The 26031-nt window shown below is 40.5% G+C and carries 22 protein-coding genes and 2 pseudogenes; 19 read left to right on the top strand and 5 right to left on the bottom strand.

Annotated features, from left to right (window positions below; all coding sequences use genetic code 11):
- Positions 1-11: 11 nt before the first annotated feature.
- The 12 genes and pseudogenes from AC0L3Y_RS02205 to AC0L3Y_RS02150 all read left to right on the top strand — a co-directional run bounded on the left by AC0L3Y_RS02205 (position 12) and on the right by AC0L3Y_RS02150 (position 14532).
- Positions 12-731 carry a 16S rRNA (uracil(1498)-N(3))-methyltransferase gene (locus tag AC0L3Y_RS02205; protein ID WP_473468224.1) on the top strand — a complete coding sequence of 240 codons (720 nt, stop codon included), beginning with the start codon at positions 12-14 and terminating at the stop codon, positions 729-731.
- Between the two features lie 138 nt (positions 732-869).
- Positions 870-1987, top strand: a pseudogene (locus AC0L3Y_RS02200) (GGDEF domain-containing protein).
- A 150-nt stretch (positions 1988-2137) separates the two neighbouring features.
- Positions 2138-3862, top strand: coding sequence for a single-stranded-DNA-specific exonuclease RecJ (recJ, locus tag AC0L3Y_RS02195; RefSeq protein ID WP_473468222.1), 1725 nt, complete (start codon positions 2138-2140; stop codon positions 3860-3862).
- 127 nt (positions 3863-3989) lie between these two features.
- Positions 3990-4832: a bifunctional methylenetetrahydrofolate dehydrogenase/methenyltetrahydrofolate cyclohydrolase FolD gene (gene folD, locus AC0L3Y_RS02190; protein ID WP_473468220.1), complete on the top strand. Its 843-nt coding sequence runs from the start codon at positions 3990-3992 to the stop codon at positions 4830-4832.
- 84 nt (positions 4833-4916) lie between these two features.
- Positions 4917-5519, top strand: a complete 603-nt coding sequence (locus AC0L3Y_RS02185; protein ID WP_473468218.1) for a UPF0149 family protein — start codon at positions 4917-4919, stop codon at positions 5517-5519.
- Positions 5520-5553: 34 nt separating this feature from the next.
- Positions 5554-6861, top strand: a complete 1308-nt coding sequence (locus tag AC0L3Y_RS02180; RefSeq protein ID WP_473468215.1) for an aminopeptidase P N-terminal domain-containing protein — start codon at positions 5554-5556, stop codon at positions 6859-6861.
- A gap of 54 nt (positions 6862-6915) precedes the next feature.
- Positions 6916-8121: a UbiH/UbiF/VisC/COQ6 family ubiquinone biosynthesis hydroxylase gene (locus AC0L3Y_RS02175; RefSeq protein WP_473468213.1), complete on the top strand. Its 1206-nt coding sequence runs from the start codon at positions 6916-6918 to the stop codon at positions 8119-8121.
- Between the two features lie 168 nt (positions 8122-8289).
- Positions 8290-9117, top strand: coding sequence for an HDOD domain-containing protein (locus tag AC0L3Y_RS02170; protein WP_473468211.1), 828 nt, complete (start codon positions 8290-8292; stop codon positions 9115-9117).
- A 215-nt stretch (positions 9118-9332) separates the two neighbouring features.
- Positions 9333-10406 carry a Fe(3+) ABC transporter substrate-binding protein gene (locus tag AC0L3Y_RS02165; protein ID WP_473468208.1) on the top strand — a complete coding sequence of 358 codons (1074 nt, stop codon included), beginning with the start codon at positions 9333-9335 and terminating at the stop codon, positions 10404-10406.
- Between the two features lie 29 nt (positions 10407-10435).
- The gene (locus AC0L3Y_RS02160; protein ID WP_473468206.1) at positions 10436-12100 is read left to right on the top strand and encodes an ABC transporter permease; all 1665 of its coding nucleotides are present in this window, start codon (positions 10436-10438) and stop codon (positions 12098-12100) included.
- A gap of 8 nt (positions 12101-12108) precedes the next feature.
- On the top strand, positions 12109-13179 hold the full coding sequence (locus AC0L3Y_RS02155) for an ABC transporter ATP-binding protein (protein WP_473468204.1): 1071 nt from the start codon (positions 12109-12111) through the stop codon (positions 13177-13179).
- Positions 13180-13335: 156 nt separating this feature from the next.
- Complete coding sequence (locus AC0L3Y_RS02150) at positions 13336-14532, top strand: class I SAM-dependent rRNA methyltransferase (protein ID WP_473468202.1); 1197 nt, start codon at positions 13336-13338, stop codon at positions 14530-14532.
- 102 nt (positions 14533-14634) lie between these two features.
- Here AC0L3Y_RS02150 and AC0L3Y_RS02145 read toward each other — a convergent pair whose 3' ends face one another.
- Positions 14635-15291, bottom strand: a complete 657-nt coding sequence (locus AC0L3Y_RS02145) for a histidinol-phosphatase (RefSeq protein WP_473468200.1) — start codon at positions 15289-15291, stop codon at positions 14635-14637.
- A 135-nt stretch (positions 15292-15426) separates the two neighbouring features.
- Between AC0L3Y_RS02145 and AC0L3Y_RS02140 the strand changes: the two genes are divergently transcribed.
- From AC0L3Y_RS02140 to AC0L3Y_RS02125, 4 genes and pseudogenes are all read left to right on the top strand, one after another.
- A complete protein-coding gene (locus tag AC0L3Y_RS02140) occupies positions 15427-15942 on the top strand; it encodes an RNA pyrophosphohydrolase (protein ID WP_473468198.1) in 516 nt (171 codons plus the stop codon).
- A 19-nt stretch (positions 15943-15961) separates the two neighbouring features.
- Positions 15962-18248: pseudogene (gene ptsP / locus AC0L3Y_RS02135) on the top strand (phosphoenolpyruvate--protein phosphotransferase).
- A gap of 29 nt (positions 18249-18277) precedes the next feature.
- Complete coding sequence (gene lgt / locus AC0L3Y_RS02130) at positions 18278-19075, top strand: prolipoprotein diacylglyceryl transferase (protein WP_473468194.1); 798 nt, start codon at positions 18278-18280, stop codon at positions 19073-19075.
- 413 nt (positions 19076-19488) lie between these two features.
- The gene (locus AC0L3Y_RS02125; protein ID WP_473468190.1) at positions 19489-20091 is read left to right on the top strand and encodes a hypothetical protein; all 603 of its coding nucleotides are present in this window, start codon (positions 19489-19491) and stop codon (positions 20089-20091) included.
- Positions 20092-20191: 100 nt separating this feature from the next.
- On the opposite strand, the gene AC0L3Y_RS02120 is transcribed toward AC0L3Y_RS02125, so the two are convergent.
- The gene (locus AC0L3Y_RS02120) at positions 20192-20662 is read right to left on the bottom strand and encodes an Lrp/AsnC family transcriptional regulator (RefSeq protein ID WP_473468188.1); all 471 of its coding nucleotides are present in this window, start codon (positions 20660-20662) and stop codon (positions 20192-20194) included.
- A gap of 130 nt (positions 20663-20792) precedes the next feature.
- Here AC0L3Y_RS02120 and AC0L3Y_RS02115 point away from each other — a divergent pair, with 130 nt between their 5' ends.
- Positions 20793-21827: a nucleoside recognition domain-containing protein gene (locus tag AC0L3Y_RS02115; protein ID WP_473468186.1), complete on the top strand. Its 1035-nt coding sequence runs from the start codon at positions 20793-20795 to the stop codon at positions 21825-21827.
- 96 nt (positions 21828-21923) lie between these two features.
- On the opposite strand, the gene AC0L3Y_RS02110 is transcribed toward AC0L3Y_RS02115, so the two are convergent.
- The gene (locus tag AC0L3Y_RS02110; protein ID WP_473468183.1) at positions 21924-22775 is read right to left on the bottom strand and encodes a thymidylate synthase; all 852 of its coding nucleotides are present in this window, start codon (positions 22773-22775) and stop codon (positions 21924-21926) included.
- A 122-nt stretch (positions 22776-22897) separates the two neighbouring features.
- Here AC0L3Y_RS02110 and folA point away from each other — a divergent pair, with 122 nt between their 5' ends.
- Entirely contained in the window at positions 22898-23407 is a 510-nt protein-coding gene (gene folA / locus AC0L3Y_RS02105) for a type 3 dihydrofolate reductase (RefSeq protein ID WP_473468181.1), read from the top strand.
- 6 nt (positions 23408-23413) lie between these two features.
- A complete protein-coding gene (locus AC0L3Y_RS02100; protein WP_473468179.1) occupies positions 23414-23833 on the top strand; it encodes a secondary thiamine-phosphate synthase enzyme YjbQ in 420 nt (139 codons plus the stop codon).
- A 62-nt stretch (positions 23834-23895) separates the two neighbouring features.
- Here the strand turns inward: AC0L3Y_RS02100 and AC0L3Y_RS02095 are convergent, their stop codons facing one another.
- The gene (locus AC0L3Y_RS02095) at positions 23896-25119 is read right to left on the bottom strand and encodes a sensor domain-containing diguanylate cyclase (RefSeq protein WP_473468176.1); all 1224 of its coding nucleotides are present in this window, start codon (positions 25117-25119) and stop codon (positions 23896-23898) included.
- A 27-nt stretch (positions 25120-25146) separates the two neighbouring features.
- A complete protein-coding gene (locus AC0L3Y_RS02090; protein WP_473468173.1) occupies positions 25147-25989 on the bottom strand; it encodes a 23S rRNA (adenine(2030)-N(6))-methyltransferase RlmJ in 843 nt (280 codons plus the stop codon).
- Between the last annotated feature and the right edge of the window lie 42 nt (positions 25990-26031).

The raw sequence follows: 26031 nt of genomic DNA, 5'->3' as shown, positions 1-26031 counted from the left end.
TCGACTTTCCTATGAATTTAATTGTACTTGACCCTAAGCTCTCTCTTCAGCCTGATCAATTTTCCTTGTCTGCCCGACAACAAACGCATATTTCTAAAGTCATTAAAGCAAATCAGGGTGATATATTAAGGGTTGGATTATTAAATGGGAAAATAGGAGAGGGGGTTTATGAGCCACCAACCGATGATCGGTTTGGTTATATACACTCATTAAACCTAACTTCGCCCGCGCCTGATGCTCTGCCAATTATTTTGGCTATGGCTTTACCAAGGCCTAAAATGCTGAAAAGAACACTCAGTAATATTGCCGCAATGGGAGTGAAAGAGCTCTACTTAATTCACTCTGCAAAAGTAGAAAAAAGTTATTGGCAAAGCCCTGTTCTGCAAACGGAATCCATTGAACAATCTTTGTTAGAAGGTTTAGAGCAAGCGAAAGACACGGTTATGCCAAAATGGTCTTTAATTCCTCGCTTTCTGCCTTTTGTGGAAGATCAACTTCCAGCTATTTTGAAAGACAGAATTGGACTTTTAGCGCATCCTTATTTAGCAAAACCTTGTCCTATTAATATTCAAGAACCCTGTGTTTTAGCTCTAGGTCCTGAAGGTGGCTGGAACGAATTTGAAGTAGAAAAATGGTTGGAAGCTGGTATGGAGTCTGTTCATTTAGGTGACCGAATTTTGAAGGTAGAAACTGTTGTGCCAGTTTTGTTGTCTCGTTTATATCCTGCTTAATTTAGAATTATATTAGTTCTAATATCGAAATGTTGTTATTTGTAACAAACGTGCAATATTAAGAGAGCTATCTTATTTCTTGGTGTAATATTAGTGATTACTAATTAGCTGAGTGCGAAAAAGCACGCTAGAGTTTGCATGACAACAGATTCGAATAAAAATAATTTTAAAAAAACAACTGAGAAAGGTAAAAGTATTCAACCAAGATCTAGCTTGTTGGCTTTTTTCTATGTTGGAGTTACTGATGATATTTTTTCAGAGGATGTTCGACGCGTTTTTATTATTAATTTTTTTGGAAGTGTCGGGGTTCTTTTTACTTTACCTTTAGGTATTTTGTCTCTCTTTAATAATGATATTACTCTAGGTGTAGCTTTAATTTCTGTTGCTTTTTTATATGCAATAAATCACGTTTATCTGCGTTATACCCATAATTATTCTGTTTCTGGTAATTTTGTTATCTATCCTTTGTATGCCTTAATGATTTACCTTATTTATACAGGTGGATCTAACGGAACTGGGCATGTGTGGATATTTTGCGTACCTGCTGTTTCATTGTTTCTGCATGGAATGAAAAGGGGGTTGATCGAATTAGGCATATTTACCTTAGTTTTAATTTTTGTCATGTTTTTTATGAGCAGTGATTTTGCTAAGTTTGGTTATCATGACGCACTAAAATCTCGAATTTTGTTTTCTTTCTTAGTTGTAGTGTTTTTATCTGGTATTTATGAATACTCAATGTCTCGGTTTAATCGTGAGTTAAAAGAGACTTCTACTAAGCTAAAATTAGTGGCTTATATAGACTCATTAACTGGGTTGTTAAATCGTCGAGGAATGTTACAACGTTTAGAAGATAATACAGGTGAACACTTTCATTTATTATTGGCAGATGTGGACTTCTTTAAGAGAGTTAATGATGATTACGGTCATGATGTTGGTGACTACGCACTAAAAGAATTGGCAAATATAATACAATCTTCTCTTCCTGATGATGGCTTTGCTTCACGCTGGGGGGAGAGGAATTTCTTATTGCTGTTGGTGATTGCGATAAATCTGAGGTTTATTTCTTAGCCGAGAAAATTCGTACACAAATAGAATCTCATGGATTTACTTATCAGGGTAATGTGTTTCACATAACGTTAAGTATCGGTATTGCGACGATGAATGAATCTACTTCCTTGCGTGAAGCTATAACGCTTGCTGATAATTGTTTGTATAGCGCAAAGCGTGGTGGTCGGAACCAAACCAGACAAGAATAAATCACTGATTTATATGGTTTCGACATTTATCACAGATCCTCTCATCTTTAGTAATAAACATCCCCGGCGAACTTCTCTGTACTGAAAGTACGCCTTCTTTCATGATATTCTCTTTAGTAATTATTCCTCTTTTTTAGTTTTGAGATTGCTATGCGTATTGAGCGTCGGAGTGTTCCGACTGTAGAAAATAATTTTCCTAAAAGTATGTCACCTACTTTGCAGCGTGTGTTTATGGCACGAGATGTTATATCTGTAGAGCAGCTAGATTATCGATTGCCACATTTATTACGACCAGATTCTTTATTTGACCTTGCGGCCGCAGGCCGTATTTTGGCAGATGCTATTGTGGCTGGTCAGAAAATCCTGATTGTTGGTGATTTCGATGCAGATGGTGCCACTAGTACAAGCCTCGGTATTTTGGCTTTAGAAGCAATGGGGGCTATTGCACCAGATTATCTAGTACCAAATCGATTTGAGTTTGGCTACGGTTTGACTCCAGAAATTGTTGAAGTTGCTAAAGAGAAAGAGCCCGCAGTTTTAGTAACTGTTGATAATGGCATTGCCAGTATTGATGGTGTTTTAGCGGCAAAAGCCTATGGAATGAAGGTAGTTGTAACAGATCATCACTTACCAGGCGGTACCTTGCCAGCTGCGGATGCGATTGTTAATCCAAATCATCCAGAGTGTGGCTTTCCAAGTAAAAACTTAGCCGGTGTTGGGGTGATTTTTTATGTTATGTCAGCCTTGCGTGCTGAGCTTAATAGACGTAATTGGTTTGCTGAGCAACATATTCCTGAACCTAAAATGGCGGATTATTTGGATTTAGTGGCCTTGGGTACGGTTGCAGATGTTGTGCCACTGGATGCGAATAACCGCATTCTTGTGCAGCAAGGTATTAAGCGTATTCAGGCTGGGTTGGCGCGACCTGGAATTCTGGCTTTATTAGAAGTGGGTCGTCGCGATCATACTCAATTAAAAGCATCAGACTTAGGTTTTGCTGTGGGTCCAAGACTGAATGCGGCTGGGCGTCTTGATGATATGTCGATTGGTATCGAGTGCTTACTTGCGGTTCACTCACATCAAGCTCGTGAATATGCTCAACAGCTCGACCAGTTTAATCGTGAGCGCAAAGCGATTGAATCGGATATGAAAGAACAGGCAGAGCTAGTTTTAGAAACCCTATTAGATGATGAGCAAGAGATGCCGAATGGCATGTGTTTCTATGATGCTGATTGGCACCAGGGAGTTATTGGTATCTTAGCTTCCCGAATGAAGGACAAATGTCATCGTCCAGTGATTGCTTTTGCTCGAGTAGGGGATGACGAATTAAAAGGCTCGGCCCGTTCTATTGCAGGTGTTCATATTCGCGATGCTTTGGATTTATTAGCAAAACGTTATCCACAGCTTTTAAGTAAGTTTGGTGGGCATGCCATGGCTGCTGGTATGACTATTAGAGAGTCTCATTACGAAGCATTTTGTCTAGCGTTTGATGCGATTATTACTGAATGGGTAACACCTGAGCAATTAGAGGCGAAGCTTCTAACCGATGGTCCCCTTGCAGCAGAAGATTTTAGCTTAAGCTTTGCTGAGCAAGTGCGGTTATCTGGACCTTGGGGGCAGGCATTTCCAGAGCCTATTTTTGATGGTGTTTTTGATGTTCTTCAGCAGCGTATCGTCGGCGAAAAGCATCTTAAACTCATGGTACGTGAGCGGAATAGTGGCCTCTTATTGGATGCGATCAGTTTCTTTGTGGATTTGGAGAAATGGCCAAATAATAAAGCAGATAAAATTCGCCTAGTGTATAAGCTGGATATCAATGAGTTTCGTGGGCAGCGTAATCTGCAACTGATTGTGGATTATTTAGAACCAGCATAAGATCGACTCTGCATTGTTTTATTGCGACTTTGAATAACAAAATTAGTTCGGCACTGCCTATCGAATCAAAACTTGGGGTACAATATCCGTCCCTCATATATCACTCTATTATTACTGGAGCTCTTTCATGACTGCATTGGTTCTTGACGGCAAACTTTGCGCCAAAGAAACTGAAAACCGCCTACAGGCTCAAGTTACTGAGCTTAAAGAACGTACCGGTTGTACGCCTATTTTGGCAACGATTTTAGTGGGTGCTGATCCAGCGTCAGCGACTTATGTGAAAATGAAAGGCAATGCTTGTCGTCGAGTTGGTATGGACTCGAGAGCAATTGAGCTACCTGAAAGTACCACGACAGAAGAATTGCTGAATACCATCGAAGAACTGAATGCTAACCCTGATGTTCATGGTATTTTGTTGCAACACCCTGTGCCAGAGCAAATTGATGAGCGTCTTTGCTTTGATGCAATTGAAGCTCGTAAAGATGTAGACGGTGTGACCTGTCTTGGTTTTGGTCGTATGGCAATGCAAGAACCTGCTTATGGTGCGGCAACACCTGCGGGCATTATGCGTTTACTTGAAGCATACGATGTGAAGTTAGAAGGTAAACATGCTGTTGTGGTTGGTCGTAGTCCAATATTGGGCAAACCAATGGCGATGATGATGCTGAACGCGAATGCAACAGTGACAATTTGTCATTCCCGTACTAAAAACTTAGCCGATTTGATTAAACAAGCGGATGTGGTTGTTGGTGCAGTAGGTAAACCAGAGTTTATCAAAGCGGAATGGATTAAAGATGGCGCAGTGGTTGTTGATGCCGGTTATCATCCTGGTGGCGTTGGTGATATTGAATTGGCCCCTCTGACAAACAGAGTGGCAGCTTATACGCCAGTTCCTGGTGGCGTTGGCCCAATGACAATTAATACCCTGATTTTACAAACCTTAGAGTCTGGCCTTAAACAATTAGGCTAAGCATTTAAGGTCGAAACAAAAAGCCGCGCCATTAGGTGCGGCTTCTTTTTTATAATGAATTGAACAAGAGTAGGTAAACACGCTATGTCCAGAACAACGCCCACAGAAATGTTAAAAGACGCATTGGACTTCGATTTAATCGCTGATGTTTTTGTTTCTGAATCTATTTCGGCATCGCCTGCAGAATTGCATGGTCAACTGTGTGGTTATCTTGCTTCTGGTGTGGTGTTACCACTAGAAGATTGGTTGACCATGGTTGCTGAGTTTTGCGATATAGAAGGTTGGAAGGAAGAGGCAAGTCGTGCGGTAATCGTTGAACTTTATACGGCCACATTGACCTTGTTGCAAAACGGCGAATACGCGCTTGTACCGAGTATTTCCGATGATGATGCAGAGCTTTGTGAAAGAGGTGTAACCTTATCTCAATGGGCGCATGGTTTTTTGGCTGGCTATGGTTTGTCTGGGCAAAAAAATACGCTTTCTGATGAAACGAAACAGATACTTCGTGACTTTGCTAATATTTCCGGCATGCAAGCGGAAATGAGAGTGTTAGAAGACAGCAATGATAATGAAGCAGATTTAACCGAATTGGTTGAATACGTTAGATTGTCTGCCATGATGATGTATACAGAACATCATGATGTGAACCCTAATATCGATCATACGAAGAAAAATCCGTTACATTAATAATGTGTACCGACCGTAAAAAGAGAGACGTTTTATGAAAATTGATACTCAAACTTACCAAGCGCGTCGTGAGCGTTTGATGCAATCTTTACCTGAAAACAGTGTGGTAGTTATTCGTACTGGTGAGTTGGCAACTCGTAATAATGATTGTGAGTATGAGTTTCGTCCTCATAGTAGTTTCTTTTATCTGACTGGTTTCCCTGAACCAAGTGCTTACGCAATCATTGGTGCTGATGGTGATATGACCTTGGTTACTTTGCCGAAAGACCCAGAGAAAGAGCAGTGGGATGGTTTTCGTTTTGGTACAGAAGGGGCAATAAAAAGCTTTGGTGCGAATGACGCTGCGGACCTTGATCAATTAGATGATGTGATGGTTACTGCATTAAATGGTGTCGCCAATGTTGCTTACTTATTTAATGACAGTGTCTTGCGTGAAAAAATTGCAGCTTGCCGTGATGCATTAGCCGCCCGTGCAAGAGCAGGAGCAATTGCTCCGACACAATTCACGGACGTTGGTCCTTTCATTGCTGAAATGCGCTTATTCAAAGATGCAGAAGAAATCGCCATTATGGAAGCCGCTGCACAAATCAGCGTAGAAGCCCATAAACAAGCAATGCGTTCGGTTCGTCCTGGCATGATGGAATATCAGTTAGAAGCGGAATTAAATTACGTCTTTATGAAATCCGGTGCACGTCAGCCTGCGTATAACAACATTGTTGCGTCGGGGAGTAATGCTTGTGTTTTGCATTACATTAAGAACGATGAGCTTATTGAAGACGGTGATTTAATCCTTATTGATGCGGGGGCTGAATTAGGTTGTTATGCCGCAGACATTACTCGTACTTTTCCTGCAAATGGTAAGTTTAGTGAGCCTCAAGCCGCTTTGTATCAAGTGGTGTTAGATGCGTATCATGCGGGTATGAAGCAGTTAACTGTCGGTACTCCTTACGAAGCCTGTCATAACGCAGCAGTTCGAACGCTAACGGAAGGTTTAGTGACTCACGGTTTGTTAAGTGGTGATGTTGATCTCCTGATCGAAAGCAAGGCATACCGAGATTTTTATATGCATAATACAGGACATTGGTTGGGGTTGGATGTTCATGATTGTGGGACTTATAAAATGGCAGGTGAATCCCGTTTGCTTGAAGAAGGTATGGTGTTAACCATTGAGCCGGGTTTGTATGTTTCTGTCGATAACGAATCAGTTGATGATAAATGGCGAGGTATCGGTATTCGTATTGAAGATGATGTACTTATTCGTGCAGAAGGCCCATATGTTTTAACCCATGGTTTAGCAAAAGAAATTGCAGACATTGAAGCCTTGATGGCTCAAGGTCGTTAAAAGAGTAAGTGTAAGAGTTATTGTGTGTAAGCAGCAAATTGGAGTAATGGGAATATGGCTAAATCGTACGATGTAATTATAGTGGGTGCTGGGATGGTTGGCGCGCTATCGGCGATACTTTTGGCTAAATCTTCTTTGCGAGTTGCGCTCATTGATAAGCATAATGGTGCTTACACACTATCAACCCCTCCAGCTTATGACGCCAGAGTAAGTGCCATTTCCAGCCAGTCAAAAGCATTACTTGAAGCGGCTAATGTTTGGCAAAACATTCCGCAAGGACGAATCGCTCCCTATGATAATATTGTCGTTTGGGATGGTCTTGGTTCAGGTTATATAGACTTCAATGCAGGCTCAGCGGCCATGTCAGAATTGGGAGACTTGGTTGAGAATACCGTTTTAAGTCATCAAATGATGGCGCAAATACAGAATAATCAAAATATTGATTTGTATTTTAATAATGGGCTGGCCTCTTATGAGTTAACTGAAAATAGTGCAAAAGTCGATTTGGAATCAGGGGATCGACTAGAGTCGCAAGTCTTGGTTGCGGCAGATGGTGGCAGTTCTAAACTTCGTTCAGAGAATGATTTTGCAACGGTAGAATGGGATTACGGACATACTGCCATTGCCGCAACTATTGAAATTGATCAATCTCATAATAATACGGCATGGCAAAGTTTTGGTGAAGAAGGCGTTTTGGCGTTTTTACCGCTGCCAGATGTAGGTGATAGGCATTTTGTCTCTATTGTTTGGTGTGTTCCTCCTGAAGAGGCAAACGTTTTGAAAACAATGACGGATGATGCTTTTTGTCGCCGCGTTCATTACGCCATTAATAAGCGCTTTGAAGTGCTCGCTATTATGCGCTCTAGGCAAGCGATTCCATTACGTCAACGACACGCCAAAGAATACGTGAAATCAGGCATTGCTTTAATTGGAGATGCGGCCCATACGATTCACCCTCTGGCCGGTCAAGGTGCAAACTTAGGGTTCTCAGATGTTAAAGCTTTGGTTGATGTTTTGAGTAAAGCACACAAACGGGGTGAGAGCCTCGGAACAAGCAAGGTGTTAAGGCGTTATCAACGAGCTCGAATGCTCGACAATATTGCAATGGCGGCAGGCATGGAAACCTTTAAACGACTATTTTCGACCCAGCACCCATTTATTGTGGAGCTCAGAAATACTGGTATGAAAAGCTTTGACTGTAACACTTCGCTGAAGAAAAAGTTAATTGCTCGTGCTGCTGGATTAGCTTCTTTTTCATGATTTGATTTGTATTTTTTCCTGTAAAGGTGATTTTAAAAGCCTTCCATCATAGAGATATTAGGTTGTTTGCAAAACGCTACTTATTTTCTATTGAAAAAAATGGTCGCTAGCATACTCTGCTGTATATTAGGTATTGATTAATAAACAGAATATATAAGGTGCGATGGTATGCAAATTCAGGATCTTCTCAAGCAAACCGACAAGCTGCCTAATGTTCCCGATGTTGTGCGAGAGCTTATTCAGTTACTCAGTGATCCAAATGTAAAGTACTCAGATATTACTGAGCGCGTTTCCCATGACCAGACAATTTCATTAAAAGTGTTACGAGTGGTTAACTCGGCTTATTTTGGCCTTTCTAGGAAAATTTCATCGATTGATGAAGCAACGGTATTGTTAGGCGTTGATAAACTTAAGACCTTGGTAATTGCATCTGGTTTTTCCAATTCTGTGACGAAAGTTGATGGTATTGTTTTACCTGAGTTTTGGGCTGATTCATTTCGTGTTGCCGAACTGGCTCAATGGTTTGCGAAACGCACGCCTTTGGTTGAAGCGGATGAAGCATTTACCGTAGGTATTGTTCATAATATTGGACGATTATTACTGCACTTAACTGCTGCTGATACTGCAAAAGAAATTCAGGCCTTGGTTGCAAGCCGTAAGGCTGGAAGAGTAAAAGCAGAATTAGATTTATTAGGTTTTACTTCTCAAGATGCAGGTAGAAGTTTGATGGATTTATGGAAGTTTCCCGAGAACTTAGGAGATGCTGTACAGCATCATAAACGTCCTTTTGCTGATGATGAGCCTAAGCCCCTTGCCTGTGTCTTAAATTTAGCCTGCTACCTTAATGCTTGTATTCGTAATGATAGGGACCCAGATTTAGTAAGGGATGGCTTCCCTATGGCCGTCGCAAAAGCCGCTGGTTTGTCGGAAGGTATTGTTTACGAATTAGATGATGCTCTTATTATTAGTGATGAATTAAACCAAATGCTCAATTAATATTGAGCATTATTTATTTACGTTGAAAGTCAATTTTAACGTTTCATTTACACATATCGTACTCTTTCTCTTTAAGGCTGAAAAATTGCATTTTTATTGAATGAGAATCGCTAGTGTTAAACTTGTTGTTGTGTTAATTTCTTGTCTCATTTTTTTGGTTGGTTTCTCTAAGCTTTTTTATGCATAGAGGCCCTTTGAGCATGTGGAAGGTTTATATGGCAATACAGTTAAGTAAAGTAGTCGATATGATGGATCGCCAATCGATTTTAAGTAGTATTGGAATCATTACGTTAACCTCAACTTTGCTTGTGTCTACAAGTCTGCAAGCAAAGGGCGAAGTGAATATTTACTCTGCACGTAAAGAGTCTTTGATTGCTCCAGTGTTGGACAGCTTCTCTAAAGAAAATGATGTTGTTGTTAATCTGATTACAGGGTCCGCGGATGCTTTGTTGAGCCGTTTAAGAGCTGAGGGTAACGCAAGTCCTGCTGATATTTTTATTACTGTTGATGCTGGGCGTTTACACAGAGCTAAAGCAGCAGGTGTTTTGCAACCAATTCAAAGTGAGGTGTTAGATGCCAATATTCCTAGCCATTTACGCGACAGCGATGGTTATTGGTTTGGTCTTTCTCAACGTGCTCGTGTCATTTTTTATAATCCGAAGAAAGTTTCTGAAAGTGAGTTTTCAACATACGAAGACTTAGCGACATCGAAATGGAAAGGGCGTATTTGTGTGCGCTCATCCGCCAATATTTATAACCAGTCTTTGGTTGCTTCTATGTTAGAAGCTGATGGCCGTGAAAAAACACAAGCTTGGATTAAAGGCCTAGTATCCAATTTAGCTCGTCCCCCTTTTGGTGGCGATGTTGATTTATTGAAAGCTGTTGCGGCAGGTGTTTGTGATGTTACTTTGGCGAATACCTATTATTATGGCCGCCTTGGTCAAAGTAATGATGCCGATGAACGGAAAGTCTATGACAGCGTGAAGTTGTTTTGGCCGAACCAAGGTAAAAATGAGCGTGGTGCTCATGTTAATGTAAGTGGTGCCGGTATCACTGCATCAGCAACTAACATTGAAAATGCAACATTATTGATTGAGTTTTTGACTAATCATGCATCACAAGAATGGTATGCTCATGTTAATAATGAATATCCTGTTGTGAAGGGCGTTAGTGCACCTGAAATGCTAGCACCATTTGGTAAATTCCGAGCTGACACTATTTCATTAAGTAAGCTAGGTGAAAATAACCGTGAAGCTGTTGAGCTAATGGATATTAGTGGTTGGAAATAATTTTGTTTTAATGTGGATTTCTATAATTAATGGTTGATTTAACTCATTCGAGTTTAGCTAGAAAATCCAACTGGAATTGGCTAAAAATCGCAGCAATTAGTATTGCTGCGATTTTGTCGTTACCTATATTGGTTGTTTTAGTAAATGTTCTGATTGGTGACGGTGAAGTGTGGCGACACCTTTATCACACTGTTTTAGCTGATTATGTGCAAAATTCTTTGTTGCTTATGCTTGGCGTTGGTTGTGGTGCATTTGCTATTGGTGTTCCATGTGCCTGGTTTACCAGTATGTGTGAGTTCAGAGGTCGTAAATTCTTATCTTGGGCACTGTTACTGCCTATGGCTGTGCCTGCATACATTATTGCTTATACTTATACTGGCGTTCTTGATTTTGCTGGGCCAGTACAAAATTTTATTCGTAATATGACAGGCTTGAGCTACGGAGAATATTGGTTTTTTGAGGTTCGTTCTCTTGGTGGGGCCATTGTCATGTTGACTTTGGTTCTTTATCCGTATGTTTACTTGATGAGTCGTGCAGCTTTTTTAGAGCAATCGGCCAACACCCTTGAAGTCAGTCGTACTCTTGGTTACTCAAGTCAAAAAGCATTTTTTAAATTAGCACTTCCTCTTGCTCGTCCCGCTATTGTGACAGGTCTTTCTTTAGTATTAATGGAAACCTTGGCAGATTATGGCACTGTGCAGTATTTCAGTGTAAACACCTTCACAACTGGTATCTTGCGGACTTTTTATGGCTTTGGTGATATCGCTGCTGCGTCACAGTTGGCGGGTGTGCTTTTATTATTTGTCGCGGTTTTGATTTTATTAGAGCGCTATTCTCGTCATCGTATTCGTTATCATTCTTCAGGTTTGCGTAAGGCGACGAATCGACGAATCGAATTAAAAGGTGCTCGAGGTGTTTTGACAACCTTGTTTTGTTGGTTGCCTGTATTGTTCGGTTTTATTATTCCTGTTGGTGTATTGATTTATTGGGCCTTATTTAAGGCAGAATTGCCAGGGTGGGATTTCGTTCAATTGGCGTGGAACTCTTTCTATCTTGCTGCGTTGGCGGCGTTAATTGCAGTTAGCTTATCTTTATTGCTTTGTTATGCCATACGCTTAAACCATGAGCGTAGCGTGAGAGCCTCTGTTGGTATTGCAGGGTTAGGTTATGCGTTGCCAGGAACGATTATAGCGATCGGAACCATTGTCCCTTTGGCTTGGTTAGATCATAGGCTGATTGATTTAATAAAATATTATACGGGTGAAAATGTTGGGCTGATTTTCTCTGGCACCTTGTTTGCGCTCTTGTTTGCTTACACAGTTCGTTTTATGGCCGTTTCGCTTGGAGCTGTGCAAAATGGCTTAGGTAAAATTAAACCTAGCATGGATATGGCGGGACGTTCCCTTGGTTTGTCCCCAGCGAAAGTGCTAAAAAGCATTCACATACCTTTGCTTAAAGGGTCTGTTTTAACGGCCTTGCTGATTGTATTTGTTGATGTTTTAAAAGAGTTGCCAGCAACTTTAGTATTGCGTCCATTTAACTTTAATACCTTGGCCGTTAGGGCGTTTGAATTAGCATCCGATGAAAGGTTGATTGATGCTGCGCCTGCTTCTTTGATGATTGTGCTGGTGGGGTTAGTGCCAGTGATTTTGTTGAGTCGCTCTATCTCTTCACGTATTGAGCACTCGAAATAGGATTGAATATGACGTCGTTACCTCCTCATGAAGTGTTAAAAGAAATGACATTAACCAATGTTTCGGTTGGTTATAGTGGGAACGTCGTTGTCGAAAATGCTTCTTTTCAATTACTAGAAGGGCAAATTGGTTGCTTACTTGGCCCAAGTGGTTGTGGTAAATCGACTTTATTACGAGCAATTGCTGGGTTTGAAACCTTAATGTCTGGTGAAATTCAGATGGACGATAAGGTGATTTCAACGCCTTCTTATGGCCTGAATCCAGAGCATCGACAAATAGGTATGGTATTTCAAGATATTGCTTTGTTCCCACATCTTACTATTGCCCAGAATATTGCTTTTGGATTATCCGCTTGGTCAAAAGAAAGTACACAAGAGCGAGTGGCTTATTTACTGGAGTTAGTAGGTTTGTCTGGCTTTCAAACTCGTTATCCGCATTCTTTATCCGGTGGTCAACAACAAAGGATTGCTCTTGCCCGCGCCATTGCACCTAAACCGAAACTTTTATTAATGGATGAACCGTTTTCCGGCCTTGATGCTAAGTTACGTGAAGAGTTAGTGCCTGATATTCGTGAGATATTACAACATGAAAAAATGAGTGCGCTCTTGGTGACTCACGATCAGATGGAAGCCTTCGCGATGGCGGATCAGGTGTTTGTTATGGATGCTGGCGTGATTCATCAAACGGGCTCACCGTATCAAATTTATCATGAACCAGAAACGCGCTTTGTTGCGAGTTTTATTGGGCATGGTGACTTCCTTCCTGCAACCGTATGTGGACCAGATTGTGTACATTCTGATTTGGGTAATATTCGTGGTGATTTAGACCACGGTTTTGCAGACAATACTGAAGTGGATTTGTTGGTTCGTCCTGATGACATTTTACATGATGATGATAGTGAGTTTGTTGGTGTGATAGTGAATAAATGGTTTAGGGGGTCTCACTTCCTATATCGCGTGAAGCTGTCTTCTGGCAAAGTGGTTTATTGCTTTGCTTCCTCCCATCACGATCATTCAATTGGCCAAGAGATTGGTTTGAGCGTTCATCTAGATCATTTGGTTATGTTTCCTCGCCAATAAACTTTCGTACTATTCTTGTGTTTTAAATCACTTGTCTTTTTAGAGGGAGGTGATTTAAAGCCAAGGGATTTCAGTTGTGTAACTTTCCTTAATAAATGGCAATTGACTCTAGAGTCTCTATAATAGCGTTTTTTTAAAATATACTAGGTGAAAACTTTGAGCGTTATTCGACTAAAAGGTCAGGCTGATCGCCGTCTTCGAGCTGGACATCAATGGATCTACAGCAACGAGGTAAATACTTCTGAGACACCGTTAAAGCAATTTACTCCAGGAGATCAGGTTGTTGTCGAAACAGCACAAGGGAAACCTCTTGGTATTGCCACGATAAACCCAAACACATTAATTTGTGGTCGTTTAATAAGTCGTAGTACAGATACTGTATTGAATAAATCTACATTAGTTCATCGTCTTAAAATTGCCCTGTCATTGCGTGAAATGAGTTACCCTGCACCATATTATCGCTTGGTATTTGGTGATTCTGATGGCTTATCTGGTTTGGTTGTGGATCGTTTTGCTGACATTCTTGTTGTGCAAATTTCAACAGCAGGAATGGAGCGAGTTAAAACCGAAATCATTGAAGCCTTACAAGACGTTATTAAGCCAACGGCTATTTTGATGAAAAACGACGGAAAAATGCGTCAGATCGAAGGGCTGGAAACTTATGTCGAGGAAGCTTTTGGTACTGTGCCAGAAACGGTTTTCTTACAAGAGAATGGGGTGCTATTTGAAGCGCCTGTTTGGGATGGTCAAAAAACTGGTTGGTTCTATGATCACCGTGAAAACCGTAAAACCATGCAGGGGTTTTGTGACGGCAAACGCGTTCTTGATGTATTCTCTTATGTTGGTGGTTGGGGGGTTCAAGCCGCTTCCGCAGGCGCAACGGATGTCACTTTTATTGACGCATCTGAAAGTGCGCTAAACTATGTGAACGGTAATTTAAAGCTTAACCAATATGAAGGGGTTTCTAATCTCATGCATGGTGATGCTTTTGAAGCTATGTCTTCTTTAATTGAGGATAAGCAGCGTTTTGATGTTGTTGTTATGGATCCACCTGCATTTATTGCCCGTCGTAAAGATATTAAAGCGGGTGAAGGGGCTTATCATAGAGCGAATCAGCTAGCGATGAGGTTGGTTGCTAAAGGTGGTATTCTTGTGTCTGCTTCTTGTTCAATGCATCTTGAAACCGCACGTTTACATGATCTTGTTCGTAGTAATAGTCGTCAGTTAGAGCGTTTCTCTCAATTAATTTATCGTGGAACTCAAGCACCAGATCATCCAGTACACCCTGCGATTGAAGAGACTGAATACCTAAAAGCTCTGTTTTATCGTATTCACAATAATATGGGTTTATAACACTCTAATTATTTAAGAAATCTTATTGTTAAAAAAGCGCAACAGAAGGGGATTCAGTTGCGCTTTTTTATTGATGCTTTTTTAATTAGTTTGGGCTGGTATTTAGTCTCGTAGAGAAATGTGAGGCCACTCACGTTCTTCGGCTATTTTAGCAAGCGTTTTATCGGCATCAACGGCAACAGGGTGACTGACTAGCTCTAGCAATGGCAAATCATTACGGGAGTCGCTGTAAAAATAGCTGCCTTCCATTGAGTGTCCAGTTTCTTCTAACCAATCGTTTAAGCGAGTGACTTTGCCTTCTTGAAAGCTTGGGACGCCTACGGTTTTTCCTGTGTAGTGTCCATCAAGAATTTCTGGTACTGGTGCAATGATATGATCCATGCCCAATACTTCGCCAATAGGGCCTGTAACGAATTGATTGGTTGCTGTGATCATCAGCAAGAAATGGCCTTGTTCTTTATGATATTGTAGTAAGTCAGCCGCTTTTTTTAACATCATAGGCTGTATTTTTTCCTCCATGAAAACTCTATGAAGCTCTATCAGTTCAGTGCTCGAAAACTGTGTGAGAGGTGCTAAGCTGAATGCTAAGTATTCCTGAATGTCGAGGTTGCCAGCCTGGTATTGTAGAAAAAATTTATCGTTGGCGTCTTTGTAGGTTTGGGTATCGACTAAGCCTTTTTCTACAAGGAATTGTCCCCAAGTGTAATCGCTGTCGCCGCTTAATAATGTGCCATCTAAGTCAAATATTGCGAGTGTCACAGTTTGCCCTCAATTGTTCTAAAGTGCGTAAAGTATAGCCTTGGCGACAATAAATAACATTAGTCTTAATTGTGCGAATGGGCGAATTATGGAACAATGAATCTAATTTATTCTTATATTAGAAGGTGATGGCTCGTGATTGATGCAGACGGATACAGACCGAATGTGGGCATCATATTGATGAACGAGCGTGGACAACTTCTCTGGGCAAGGCGTGTTGGGCAAAATGCATGGCAGTTTCCCCAAGGCGGTATTAAATCTGATGAGACTCCTGAAGAGGCACTATTTCGAGAGCTTAAAGAAGAAGTAGGGCTTGATCCTCATCAGGTTGAGATTATAGGGAAAACCCGAGGTTGGCTGCGTTATCGTCTTCCTAAACGCATGCTAAGACACAACAGCAAACCTTTATGCATTGGCCAGAAACAGAAGTGGTTTCTTCTGTCTATTCGTTGCCCCGATGCTTCTGTGTGCGTAGATGGAACAGAATGTCCTGAATTTGATGGCTGGCGCTGGGTAAGTTATTGGTACCCACTTGGTCAAGTTGTTGCGTTTAAAAAAGATGTTTATCGCCGAGCTTTGAAAGAGCTTATTCCAAGTGCGCATCGTCGATTGGAAAAAGTGGTAAACTCATCGAATCAATGTGAAGGTTAGTTAAAACACTAGGAGAGCTATGCTAAATTTGCTAAGGCGAATTACACAAGAAGTTACTGCGGCGGAATCTTTATCAGCGGCCTTGGATATTATCGTCCGACGAGTCCGAAGATCTATGCTGCGCAGAAGTGTGTTCGATTTACTTAGTAGATAGCACTACATCCGAATATGTTTTGATGGCGACGCGAGGGTTAAATGCCGATGTTGCTGGAACGGTTAGTCTGAAGTCTGATGAAGGTTTGGTTAGTTTGGTTGGACGAAGGGCTGAACCAGTTAACTTAGAAGACGCTCATATTCACCCTTCATTTCATTATCTACAAGGCACAGGAGAAGAACGTTACCGTTCTTTTCTTGGTGTCCCTATTATTCATCATCGACAAGTCTTGGGTGTGTTGGTTGTTCAGCATGAGGATAAGCGTCGCTTTGATGAAGGGGAAGAAGCCTTCCTTATCACCTTGTCTGCTCAATTAGCTGGTGTTATTGCTCACGCAGAGGCGACAGGAGCGATTGCGAACCTAAATGCTAATACATCGCCAAATGGTTTTGATTTTCGCTATAAAGGTGTCCCCGGAAGCTCTGGTGTAGCAATTGGACGTGGTGTGGTGGTTTTTCCACCTGCTGATCTTGATGTTATTCCAGATCGACGTACAACGGATTATGACGAAGAGATACAAGATTTTTATCAAGCGCTCGAGGCGGTGAGACAAGACATTCGACGTGCGAGTAACCGAATAAGTCAGCATCTTTCTGCAGATGAAAAATCCCTATTTGATGTATATTTGAAGATATTAGATGACAACTCTATTGCAGGGGAAATCGTCAAAAAAATCAAAGAAGGTAATTGGGCGCAAGGTGCGTTACGACATGTTATTTTGGCTCATATTGGCCAATTTAATCGTATGGATGATCCTTATCTACGGGAACGAGCTTCTGATCTCCGTGATCTTGGGCGCCGTATCCTTTCTCACCTTCAAGAGAAAGCTCCGAATATTGTTGAACGATTTAGTGAGCCATCCATTATTGTTGGTGAAGAGCTTACTGCGTCTATGTTGGGAGAGATCCCAATCGATAAAATCAAAGGCCTTGTTTCTGTTATGGGCTCAGGTAACTCTCATGTGGCTATCTTAGCGCGTGCGATGGGCATACCAACAGTCATGGGCGCGCTTGATTTACCTTATGCGCAATTAGATAAAGTCGATCTGATTGTCGATGGTTATTTGGGCAAAATTTATACCTATCCTTCTGAAGCATTAATCGAAAATTATCAGCAAATCGTTGATGAAGAGCGTTTGTTAGAAGAAGAGTATGAGACGCTCAAAGATTTACCTTGTGAGACGCTGGACGGTTATCGCTTAGCTCTATATGTGAATACAGGGTTAACGGCTGATGTGGCGCGCTCTTTGGATCGTGGTGCGGAAGGTATTGGACTTTACCGAACTGAAGTGCCTTTCATGGTACGAGATCGTTTTCCAACTGAAGCTGAGCAGGTCGTTATTTATCGACAGCAGTTGGAAGGCTTTGCACCTGCACCGGTAACGGTTCGCACCTTGGACATTGGTGGTGATAAAGCGTTATCTTACTTCCCTATAAACGAAGCAAACCCATTTTTAGGTTGGCGTGGTATTCGAGTGACACTAGATCACTTGGAAATTTTCATGGCGCAAATCCGAGCCATGATCAAAGCCAGTGCGGATCTGCATAATTTAAAAATTATGCTTCCTATGATTTCTAATGTTGCCGAGGTGGAAGAGGCATTAGCTTTAATTCGCCGAGGTTATGCGGAAGTAAAGGAAGAAGGCTATAACGTCAAAATGCCTAAAGTTGGCGTGATGATAGAGATTCCTGCTGCAGTTTATCAGGTTAAAGAGCTGGCTGAATTGGTAGATTTTTTGTCCGTTGGTAGTAATGATTTAACTCAATATTTATTAGCCGTAGATCGTAATAATCCACGTGTTGCAGATCTTTATAATTCTTTTCACCCTTCTGTTTTACGTGCTTTATTTAGTATTGTTGACCAAGTAAGAGGTGAAGGTGTTGGGCTGAGTGTATGTGGTGAAATGGCGGGTGATCCAATGGGGGCTATTTTGTTAATGGCCATGGGGTATGATGTTTTATCTATGAGCTCAACGAGTTTGCCAAAAGTAAAAGCGGTTATTCGAAACCTTTCTATGACACAAGCTCAATATATGTTGAATGAGGTCATGAAACTATCTCACGCAGAAGCGGTCACACAGACTATGACACGACTTATGCGTGAAGCGAATATAGAACGTCTGATTCGTCCTGCTAAAACAAACGAAAACTAACCCCCATTTCTGAGGTTTGCTTTTAAACTATGATTTCTTATCCAGCCATTGATCCTATTGCCGTATCTATAGGGCCGATTTCCGTGCATTGGTACGGCATCATGTATTTAATTGGTTTTGCGAGTGCCTATGCTCTTGGTACATATCGAGCAAAACAATCTAATGGCCTCTGGACGACCGAGATGGTTAGTGATGCCATTTTCTATGGTGCATTGGGGGTTATATTAGGTGGTCGAATTGGTTACATTTTATTTTATCAATTTCCTGCTTTTATCGATAACCCGCTTATTATGATTCGTATTTGGGAGGGCGGTATGTCTTTCCACGGTGGTTTGCTTGGTGTGATTGTCGCCATGTACTTTTTTGCTCGTCGTTATAATAAGCACCTTGTGGATGTGACCGATTTCCTCGCACCCTTTATTCCTATTGGGCTAGGAGCTGGGCGTATAGGGAATTTTATTGGTAGTGAATTGTGGGGTAAACCAAGTGATGTTTCTTGGGCAATGATTTTCCCAAATGATCCACTACAGCTTGCGCGCCATCCATCTCAACTTTATCAGTTCGCTTTAGAAGGTGTTGTATTATTCTGCATTCTTTGGTTCTTCTCGCAAAAATCTAAACCGCGTTATTGTGTCTCTGGAATGTTTTTACTCTTCTATGGTTTGTTTAGAATTTTAGTTGAATTTGTGCGTGAACCTGATGCCCAAATTGGCTATCTAGCGTTCAACTGGGTGACTCAAGGGCAGGTTTTATCACTTCCTATGGTTGTTGGTGGTATTGCATTGATTATTGCTGGTTTTAAATTTAAACAAATGCCACAAAACTAGACGGTTAAAAACTGTATTTTATAAAGAAAGAATTACTTTAGGCTTAATCGGTTTCTATGATGTAGGTTAGTGTTAACTTTAACTAATGAATGTATTCTTTAAAGTAAATCTTATTCCATTGAAACCATATTTGGTTATAATCTCACCATCTTATTTATAATTCTGAGATATATTTAATATTTAGTTATCTTAAAAAGACGTTATGGAATAAACAATAAGAGTTCTAGAGTTGCAAAAAACAATGGAAGATTCATATAATTGTATTGAATTTTTTAATTTTCGTAAGCAATAAAGATCTTATTTCGTCAGCTACAGTGCGATTTGGTTGATACATCTACATATTCATATGAATCAATTTTTCACAATCAATTTTCGCTACAGAACGGAATATTAAGATTATTAAGGGGATATTAATGAGTATATGGAATTGGCTTCTAAGTAAATTAGTAAAAGAGCCTACAACAAAGTCACCTGAAGATACTAAAAATGAAGATGTCTCTGAAAGTGAAGAGCAGATTGTAGTATCAGAAGAGCCTGCTATTTCAACGTCAACGGAAGCAGAAACTGTAAAAGAAGTGGAGCTTGTTGTACCAACGGAAGCTGAGTTGCTTGAAGGTTATAAAAAAGCCATGCAGCTGAAGAAAGATGGCAAAATTGTAGCGGCAGAGAAATTGTTGATGAAGTCATGTATGCCTGCTTCAGTTTATAAAGCTCATTATAAAGAGTTGTTTAAAATTTGGCGTCAATACAACAGAGATGATTTAAAAGCTAAAAAATATCGTAAGGTTTTAGATCGTGTTCTTAAAATGTTGAAGTTAGATGATGAAATGATTGTTGAAATGTTGCGTTACTGGGGAACTCAGCAAAATAAAAATCTTCCAGAAGATTACTTTGATGCAGATCGAAATCTACTTGTTAGTGATGCGAAAGCATTACGAGCGGCTGCAGAAGCGTTACAAGAGAATAAAAACGTTGAGCTGGCTGATAGCCTTATAGAAAAATTCTCTAAAAAATAGATTAATACTCACATAGAAAAAGGTGCCAATAGGATTTACTTGTTGGCGCCTTTTTTATTTGTTTATCATCCCTTTAACCCACTTCGGTGTTAATAGTGAGTTACAGGGATGATAGACCGCCTTGCGATAAATCGAATTTAGTACAGCGCAAGCTAATCAATGTGGTAAATTTTTTCATACAGGGTTGAGCGTAAATAACCCGCTGGCAAAACTCTTCATACTCAAAGATATCGGTTACATTTACGATTAGAACAAAATCTACTTCACCTGTTACCTTATAGCACTGCTTCACTTCCGGTGATTGATTTACTGCCTCAATAAACAAATTAGCAATGGCAAGATCATCCGTTGTCATTTTAATTTCCACAACCATGTTTAGGCGTCTTCCAATTGCCTGAGAAGAAACAAGGGCAACTACACGCTCGATAATTCCTTCTGCCTTGAGTTTGTGTACCCGTTTCAAGCAGGCAGGAGCAGACAGGCCGACTTTTTCAGCTAATGCCAAATTGGTTTGGTCAGCATTTTGTTGGAGCTCTTTTAGAATGCGGATATCGATAGGATGTAATTTCATTAATTATATTTCTTAAAGTAGATATATAAGAAATTATAGTTTCTCAATTAAGGAATAAAAAGCATTAATTATTCTTCATTTTGTTAACCTAGTTTCTCTTAATATATTTCAGTTTTTACAGGAAAACCGAATGATTCGTTATTTTTATGAAAAGATTAACCTTGGCTTAAATGCACTTTCCTATCGACTTGAAAAAAATACAGTTGGGCGTTGGGTGCTTGATGTGCTGGGTATATTTTGGGACTTGATGAAAATTATGGTTCCAATTTTATTAGTAGTAAGAGTCGTCGAACTATTAGGTTGGATCAGTGTTTTAGGTGAAGCTATTAGTCCTATTATGATTTGGTTCGGATTACCTGGTGAGATGGGATTAGTGTTGGTTACGGCGATGAGCAGTAATTTATACGCTGGGATGGCGATCTTTTATCAATTGGGTGGCGCTGAGCATCTGACCATCGCACAGGTTAGTGTGTTGTGCTCCATGATGCTAATTTCTCATGGGTTGCCGATAGAAGCGGCGATAGCAAAAGCAGTAGGTGCAAAACTTAGATTTACATTAGTTTTACGTATCGGTGGTGCTATGCTATTTGGTTTTATCTTGCACCATAGTTACAGTGGGTTGGATGTTTTACAAACACCCATTAGCTCCTTGTGGAAGCCAGAAACCCACGAATCGGATTGGGCGAGTTGGTTTCTTATACAAGGGCAAACATTTGTGGCTGCTCTGATTATTATCGCTGTATTAACCTTGATTATTCGTGTTTTAAATTACCTTGGCATCGAAAAAATCATTCATATTTTATTGTCACCTTTATTGCGCTTACTTGGGATTGGGGCGAAGGCGTCAAATATCATTGTCATTGGGCTTACGTTAGGCTTGTCATTTGGTGGCAGCATCTTGATTCGTGAATCCAAGACGGGCCACATTGATAACAAAGATATTTTTTTAACCATGGCATTTTTAGGTCTATCTCATAGCTTAATTGAAGATACTTTGTTAATGCTGCTTCTGGGGGCGGATTTATTTACGGTTTTATGGCTAAGGTTGACCTTTGGTATCATTGTTATTGCTTTGTTAGCCCGTCTTATCAATCGACTTTCGGAAAAACAATACGCTTGGTTTTATCGAAACCCAAATAGTACTGTATCAAGGTCTAGAGAGTAGCAATAAAGATCTTAGTACAAATTAAAGCGACGAGCTTCATTTTAGATTTCAATAATAGCCAGCCGCTTTGGATTTTATTTGTTTCTGTTTAAGTAGTTACACTGAAAAAGGATAAGCAATAGCTTCATGGAATTGATAATCTTCAACTTCGAAGTCGTCCATAGTGACCCAAGTTTCTATATCTTTCAGTGTCTTGATCTCAGGGTTTATTTTTAGTTTAGGTAGAGGGTAAGGCTCACGTTTCAGTTGTACATCACGCATTAACTCTAACTGATCTTCGTAAATGTGAGCGTTCACTATTTTATGAAAAGCTTGACCTGGTTTCTTTCCTGTAATTTGAGCAACGATGGCAAGCAGTACATAAACTTGAACCATGTTGAAGTTTAGTCCTAAAGGCACATCACAGCTTCGCTGAGTGCTGTTAAGGTAAAGAGTGTCACCGAGTAATGAGAAGTGATGGCTGTACATACATGGGCGTAAGCACGCCATGTGGAAGGCTCCTGGGTGATAGAATGTGAGAATTTCCCCACGGTTATCAACGCCACGAGTTAGGTCGTCGATAATTTGCTTTAATAAGTCAATATGACCGCCATCTGGTTTTGGGAAGTTACGACCAATGGCGCCGTAGCAAAGTCCCATGTCATCTTCGCCTTTACGGTACGGATTGTTTAACCAGACTTCATTTTGGTTTGCGTTGGCATCCCATGTTTTTGTTCCCAGTGCACGAAAATCCGATGCATTGTCATAGCCTCTTAAATAACCAATAATTTCAGCAATAGCGGATTTATAAAAACTTTTTCGAGTTGTTACAAGTGGGAACTCACCTTTGCCCACATCGTACGTTAAGTCTGCATTAATCACTGTGAGACAACGTTTTCCAGTTCGTTCGTTGTTTACCCATTCACCTTCATTGACGATTCGTTCACAAAGGTCTAAATATTGTTTCATGTGTAAGCCTTGGGTCTTGGCGACTTTTGTCGAAGTGAGAAAATGCAATCCGAGTCGCTATAGGTATAATGAATTAATTCCATTGTATCAGAACCAAAACACGATAAATAAGGTACTTTTTTATGTTGTCACTTATTGTTGCTATGTCTACAAATCGAACGATCGGCATTAACAATGCTTTGCCTTGGCATTTGCCGAATGATTTGAAGTATTTTAAGCAAGCAACCATGGGTAAGCCCATTGTTATGGGGCGTAAAACCTTTGAGTCGATCGGTAAGCCATTACCGGGTCGTCGTAATATTGTGATCAGCCGCGATCCGGCTTATCAAGTCGAAGGGATTGATGTCGTGACATCTCTTGATGCGGCTATTTCGCTTGGTGAAGACATTTGTCTTGTTAATGGACAGGAGGAAGTCATGGTGATCGGTGGCGCGCAAATTTATGAATTGGCTCTTGAGCGTGCAGACCGTTTATATATCACTCATGTGGATGCTGACGTAAAAGGTGATGCATTCTTTCCAGAAGTGGATTGGCCATCGTTTACATTGATGGGTGAGGAAGCTTTTGCTGCAGAAGGGCCAAACCCTTACGATTACCGTTTTTCGGTTTACCAAAGAACCAGTGCAGAGTAATGGCTAATGTGGCAACAAGTTGAAATCCAATTACCTGTCACATGTCGTGGTTTTCATTTGATTACCGATCAAATAGAAGGTGCTTTACGAGAAATGCAGCCAGTAAACATTGGTTTGTTGCATATTCAATTACTTCATACATCGGCATCTTTAACCATCAACGAAAATGCCGATCCGTCTGTTCGTCGAGACATGGAGCGACATTTCGGTTATATGGTGCCAGAAGATCAACCTTATTATGAGCATATTTATGAAGGTAGTGATGACATGCCAGCACATATCAAGGCCAGTATGCTTGGTTCGTCTTTGTCTATTCCGATTAGAGATGGCGGTCTTTGTTTAGGTATTTGGCAGGGCGTTTATCTTGGTGAACATCGAAATTATGGTGGTGCGAGGCGTGTTGTTTTGACGTTACAGGGTGATTGATTCCATGTTTTGTCATTGTTAATAACGCCATATAAGGTATGGCGTTATTAACAATGTCTTTTCTAGTTCACAACGATTTTCTGTTGCTTAGCTTGACCTTCTTCTACTGCTTGATTCGCGCTGAGTGCTAGCTCTTCTATGGTTTCACCATCTTCAGGGAAAGTCGCGATACCAATACAAAAATCGATTGGATCAGAGTTACCTTCTTTTAGTGTGTTTTTATCATTTTCTGTTGGGTTGATAATGTGATTAAGCAATGTTTTAGCATCTCTTACGCTTGTATTTGGCAAAAGCAAAAGCAGTTTGTCGTCCTCTACTCTGGCCAATACATCAGCTTCTCTAATCATTTTATAAATATATCTAGCTGAGGTTTGAATCGCTATGTTTCGTTCTTCCATAGGCAGTGCCGTAAGACGATTATTGGCATCAAGATGTATTTTGGCCATAGTCAGTGGTGTGTATTGTCGTTTTGCTAAGCCTAATTGCTTCTTGAAATGAGTGATTGCCGCCCCTCTTGTTAATAAGCCTGTGAGTTCATCAAAAGTTGCTTGATTTCTAAGATGTTCTTCGAGGGCTTTTTGGTGGCTAATATCAACAACAAAACCAATAATTTTTTTAATGCGACCATCTGCATTTTTAGTATAAGTTCTGCCTCGTTCTTTTACCCATAGATAAGTTTGATCGTCTTTTCGTATACGGTATTCAACTTCATAGTAATCTTGATTGTGGGTGACGTGTTCACTAACAAGTGTGTCTAATCTTTTAACATCATCAGGATGGACTCGAACATGCCACTCAGGTGTGGATCTTGGAGTTTGATCTGGAGAACAACCTAACAAAGTAGCAATGGATTTGGAGCAAGATACGAGGTCGGATTCGGTTTCCCAGATCCAAAGACCCGCAGATGACTCAGTTAAAGCGAATTTGAGTAAGGTGTTCTCAGCCGCAGAAAGGTCCATGTGGTCAGTATTATAAACACACGCTAATACTGACTCACCAAGGTGTTGTAGCTCCAGTTGCATGTTAATGAGTTTTTCACCAACACGGATCAGGCTTTCACAACGGTCAATTTTGCCGTTTTTAATGGTTTCATTGAGGGTTTGCCAATTAGCTGATGTGGCGGCATCTTCACAAAGTGTGTCCCAGCTCATTGCTGGTGTTGCATTAAATTTCTCAAAAAAAGCTTCAAAATTCCGATTGTATGAAAGTAATTTACCTGTACTACTTTCTATTATAAAAGCAGGCGTTGGCATGCGTTTAAAAGCCAATTTAAAAGGGGTATTCATAACGCTCTCCTAATAATAGTGTGTTGATTATTCAGGCGTAATCCAAGTAACTTGGTAACTCATTTCATTATCTTCCGCCAATATTTTGCTAAGTGCAGGCAAAAATTCTTCAGCTTCTTTTTCTAAAGTCCAAGGTGGATTGACAATAATCATACCGCTTCCTGCCATGCCTCGTTCTTGCTCTGTATTTCTAATGCAAAGTTCAAGTAACAATACATTTCGAATGTTAGTCGCTTTTACATCGCGTATTAAATCATTTGCTTGTTGACGGTTTAATACTGGGTACCAGATAGCATAAGTACCTTGAGGAAAGCGCTTATGTCCATCTTCTAATGCTCTTACGACATATTGATAATCTTTTTTGACTTCATATGGAGGGTCCATTAAAACAAACCCTCGTTTCTGTGGAGGTGGCAGCATTGCTTTAACCGCAGCAAATCCATCACTCTTTACAACATTGGCTTTACGTTTATTTGGAAACAAAGCCGCCAAAGTAGGGTAGTCATTTGGATGCAGTTCACATAAGTGTAGTTTGTCTTTTTGGCGTACGTAGTAATCCACAATTTTTGGACTACCTGGGTAGTATTCTAAATTATCATTAGGGTTCATTTCTCTGACGATATCTAATAAAGCATCGACAGGTTCTGGCAATTCTTTTTCTGTTAGCAGGCGGGCAATACCTGACTGAAATTCTTTGTTTTTTTGTGCTTGCTCTGAGTTCAATGAGTACTGGCCAATACCTGCATGCGTATCTAAGTAAAAAAAAGGCGCGTCTTTTTTAATAAGGTGACGGCATATTTGGCTGACGACGAGATGTTTCAAAATGTCGGCATGATTACCTGCATGATAGATATGGCGATAGCTAAGCATAAATACTCTAAGGATGTGGTTAAAAAAACATGGCTATGAAAT

This window comes from Marinomonas sp. GJ51-14 (assembly GCF_055808695.1).
This window is presented reverse-complemented; position numbering and strand designations above follow the sequence as displayed.

Bases quoted from the DNA above. Each gene is read 5' to 3' on its own strand.
- lgt (WP_473468194.1), top strand. From the start codon at position 18,278: ATGATTTCTTATCCAGCCATTGATCCTATTGCCGTATCTATAGGGCCG.
- folD (WP_473468220.1), top strand. From the start codon at position 3,990: ATGACTGCATTGGTTCTTGACGGCAAACTTTGCGCCAAAGAAACTGAA.
- AC0L3Y_RS02175 (WP_473468213.1), top strand. From the start codon at position 6,916: ATGGCTAAATCGTACGATGTAATTATAGTGGGTGCTGGGATGGTTGGC.
- AC0L3Y_RS02120 (WP_473468188.1), bottom strand. From the start codon at position 20,662: ATGAAATTACATCCTATCGATATCCGCATTCTAAAAGAGCTCCAACAA.
- AC0L3Y_RS02185 (WP_473468218.1), top strand. From the start codon at position 4,917: ATGTCCAGAACAACGCCCACAGAAATGTTAAAAGACGCATTGGACTTC.
- AC0L3Y_RS02205 (WP_473468224.1), top strand. From the start codon at position 12: ATGAATTTAATTGTACTTGACCCTAAGCTCTCTCTTCAGCCTGATCAA.
- AC0L3Y_RS02095 (WP_473468176.1), bottom strand. From the start codon at position 25,119: ATGAATACCCCTTTTAAATTGGCTTTTAAACGCATGCCAACGCCTGCT.
- AC0L3Y_RS02170 (WP_473468211.1), top strand. From the start codon at position 8,290: ATGCAAATTCAGGATCTTCTCAAGCAAACCGACAAGCTGCCTAATGTT.
- AC0L3Y_RS02155 (WP_473468204.1), top strand. From the start codon at position 12,109: ATGACGTCGTTACCTCCTCATGAAGTGTTAAAAGAAATGACATTAACC.
- AC0L3Y_RS02110 (WP_473468183.1), bottom strand. From the start codon at position 22,775: ATGAAACAATATTTAGACCTTTGTGAACGAATCGTCAATGAAGGTGAA.
- recJ (WP_473468222.1), top strand. From the start codon at position 2,138: ATGCGTATTGAGCGTCGGAGTGTTCCGACTGTAGAAAATAATTTTCCT.
- AC0L3Y_RS02160 (WP_473468206.1), top strand. From the start codon at position 10,436: ATGGTTGATTTAACTCATTCGAGTTTAGCTAGAAAATCCAACTGGAAT.
- AC0L3Y_RS02115 (WP_473468186.1), top strand. From the start codon at position 20,793: ATGATTCGTTATTTTTATGAAAAGATTAACCTTGGCTTAAATGCACTT.
- AC0L3Y_RS02090 (WP_473468173.1), bottom strand. From the start codon at position 25,989: ATGCTTAGCTATCGCCATATCTATCATGCAGGTAATCATGCCGACATT.
- AC0L3Y_RS02125 (WP_473468190.1), top strand. From the start codon at position 19,489: ATGAGTATATGGAATTGGCTTCTAAGTAAATTAGTAAAAGAGCCTACA.
- AC0L3Y_RS02180 (WP_473468215.1), top strand. From the start codon at position 5,554: ATGAAAATTGATACTCAAACTTACCAAGCGCGTCGTGAGCGTTTGATG.
- folA (WP_473468181.1), top strand. From the start codon at position 22,898: ATGTTGTCACTTATTGTTGCTATGTCTACAAATCGAACGATCGGCATT.
- AC0L3Y_RS02100 (WP_473468179.1), top strand. From the start codon at position 23,414: ATGTGGCAACAAGTTGAAATCCAATTACCTGTCACATGTCGTGGTTTT.
- AC0L3Y_RS02165 (WP_473468208.1), top strand. From the start codon at position 9,333: ATGGCAATACAGTTAAGTAAAGTAGTCGATATGATGGATCGCCAATCG.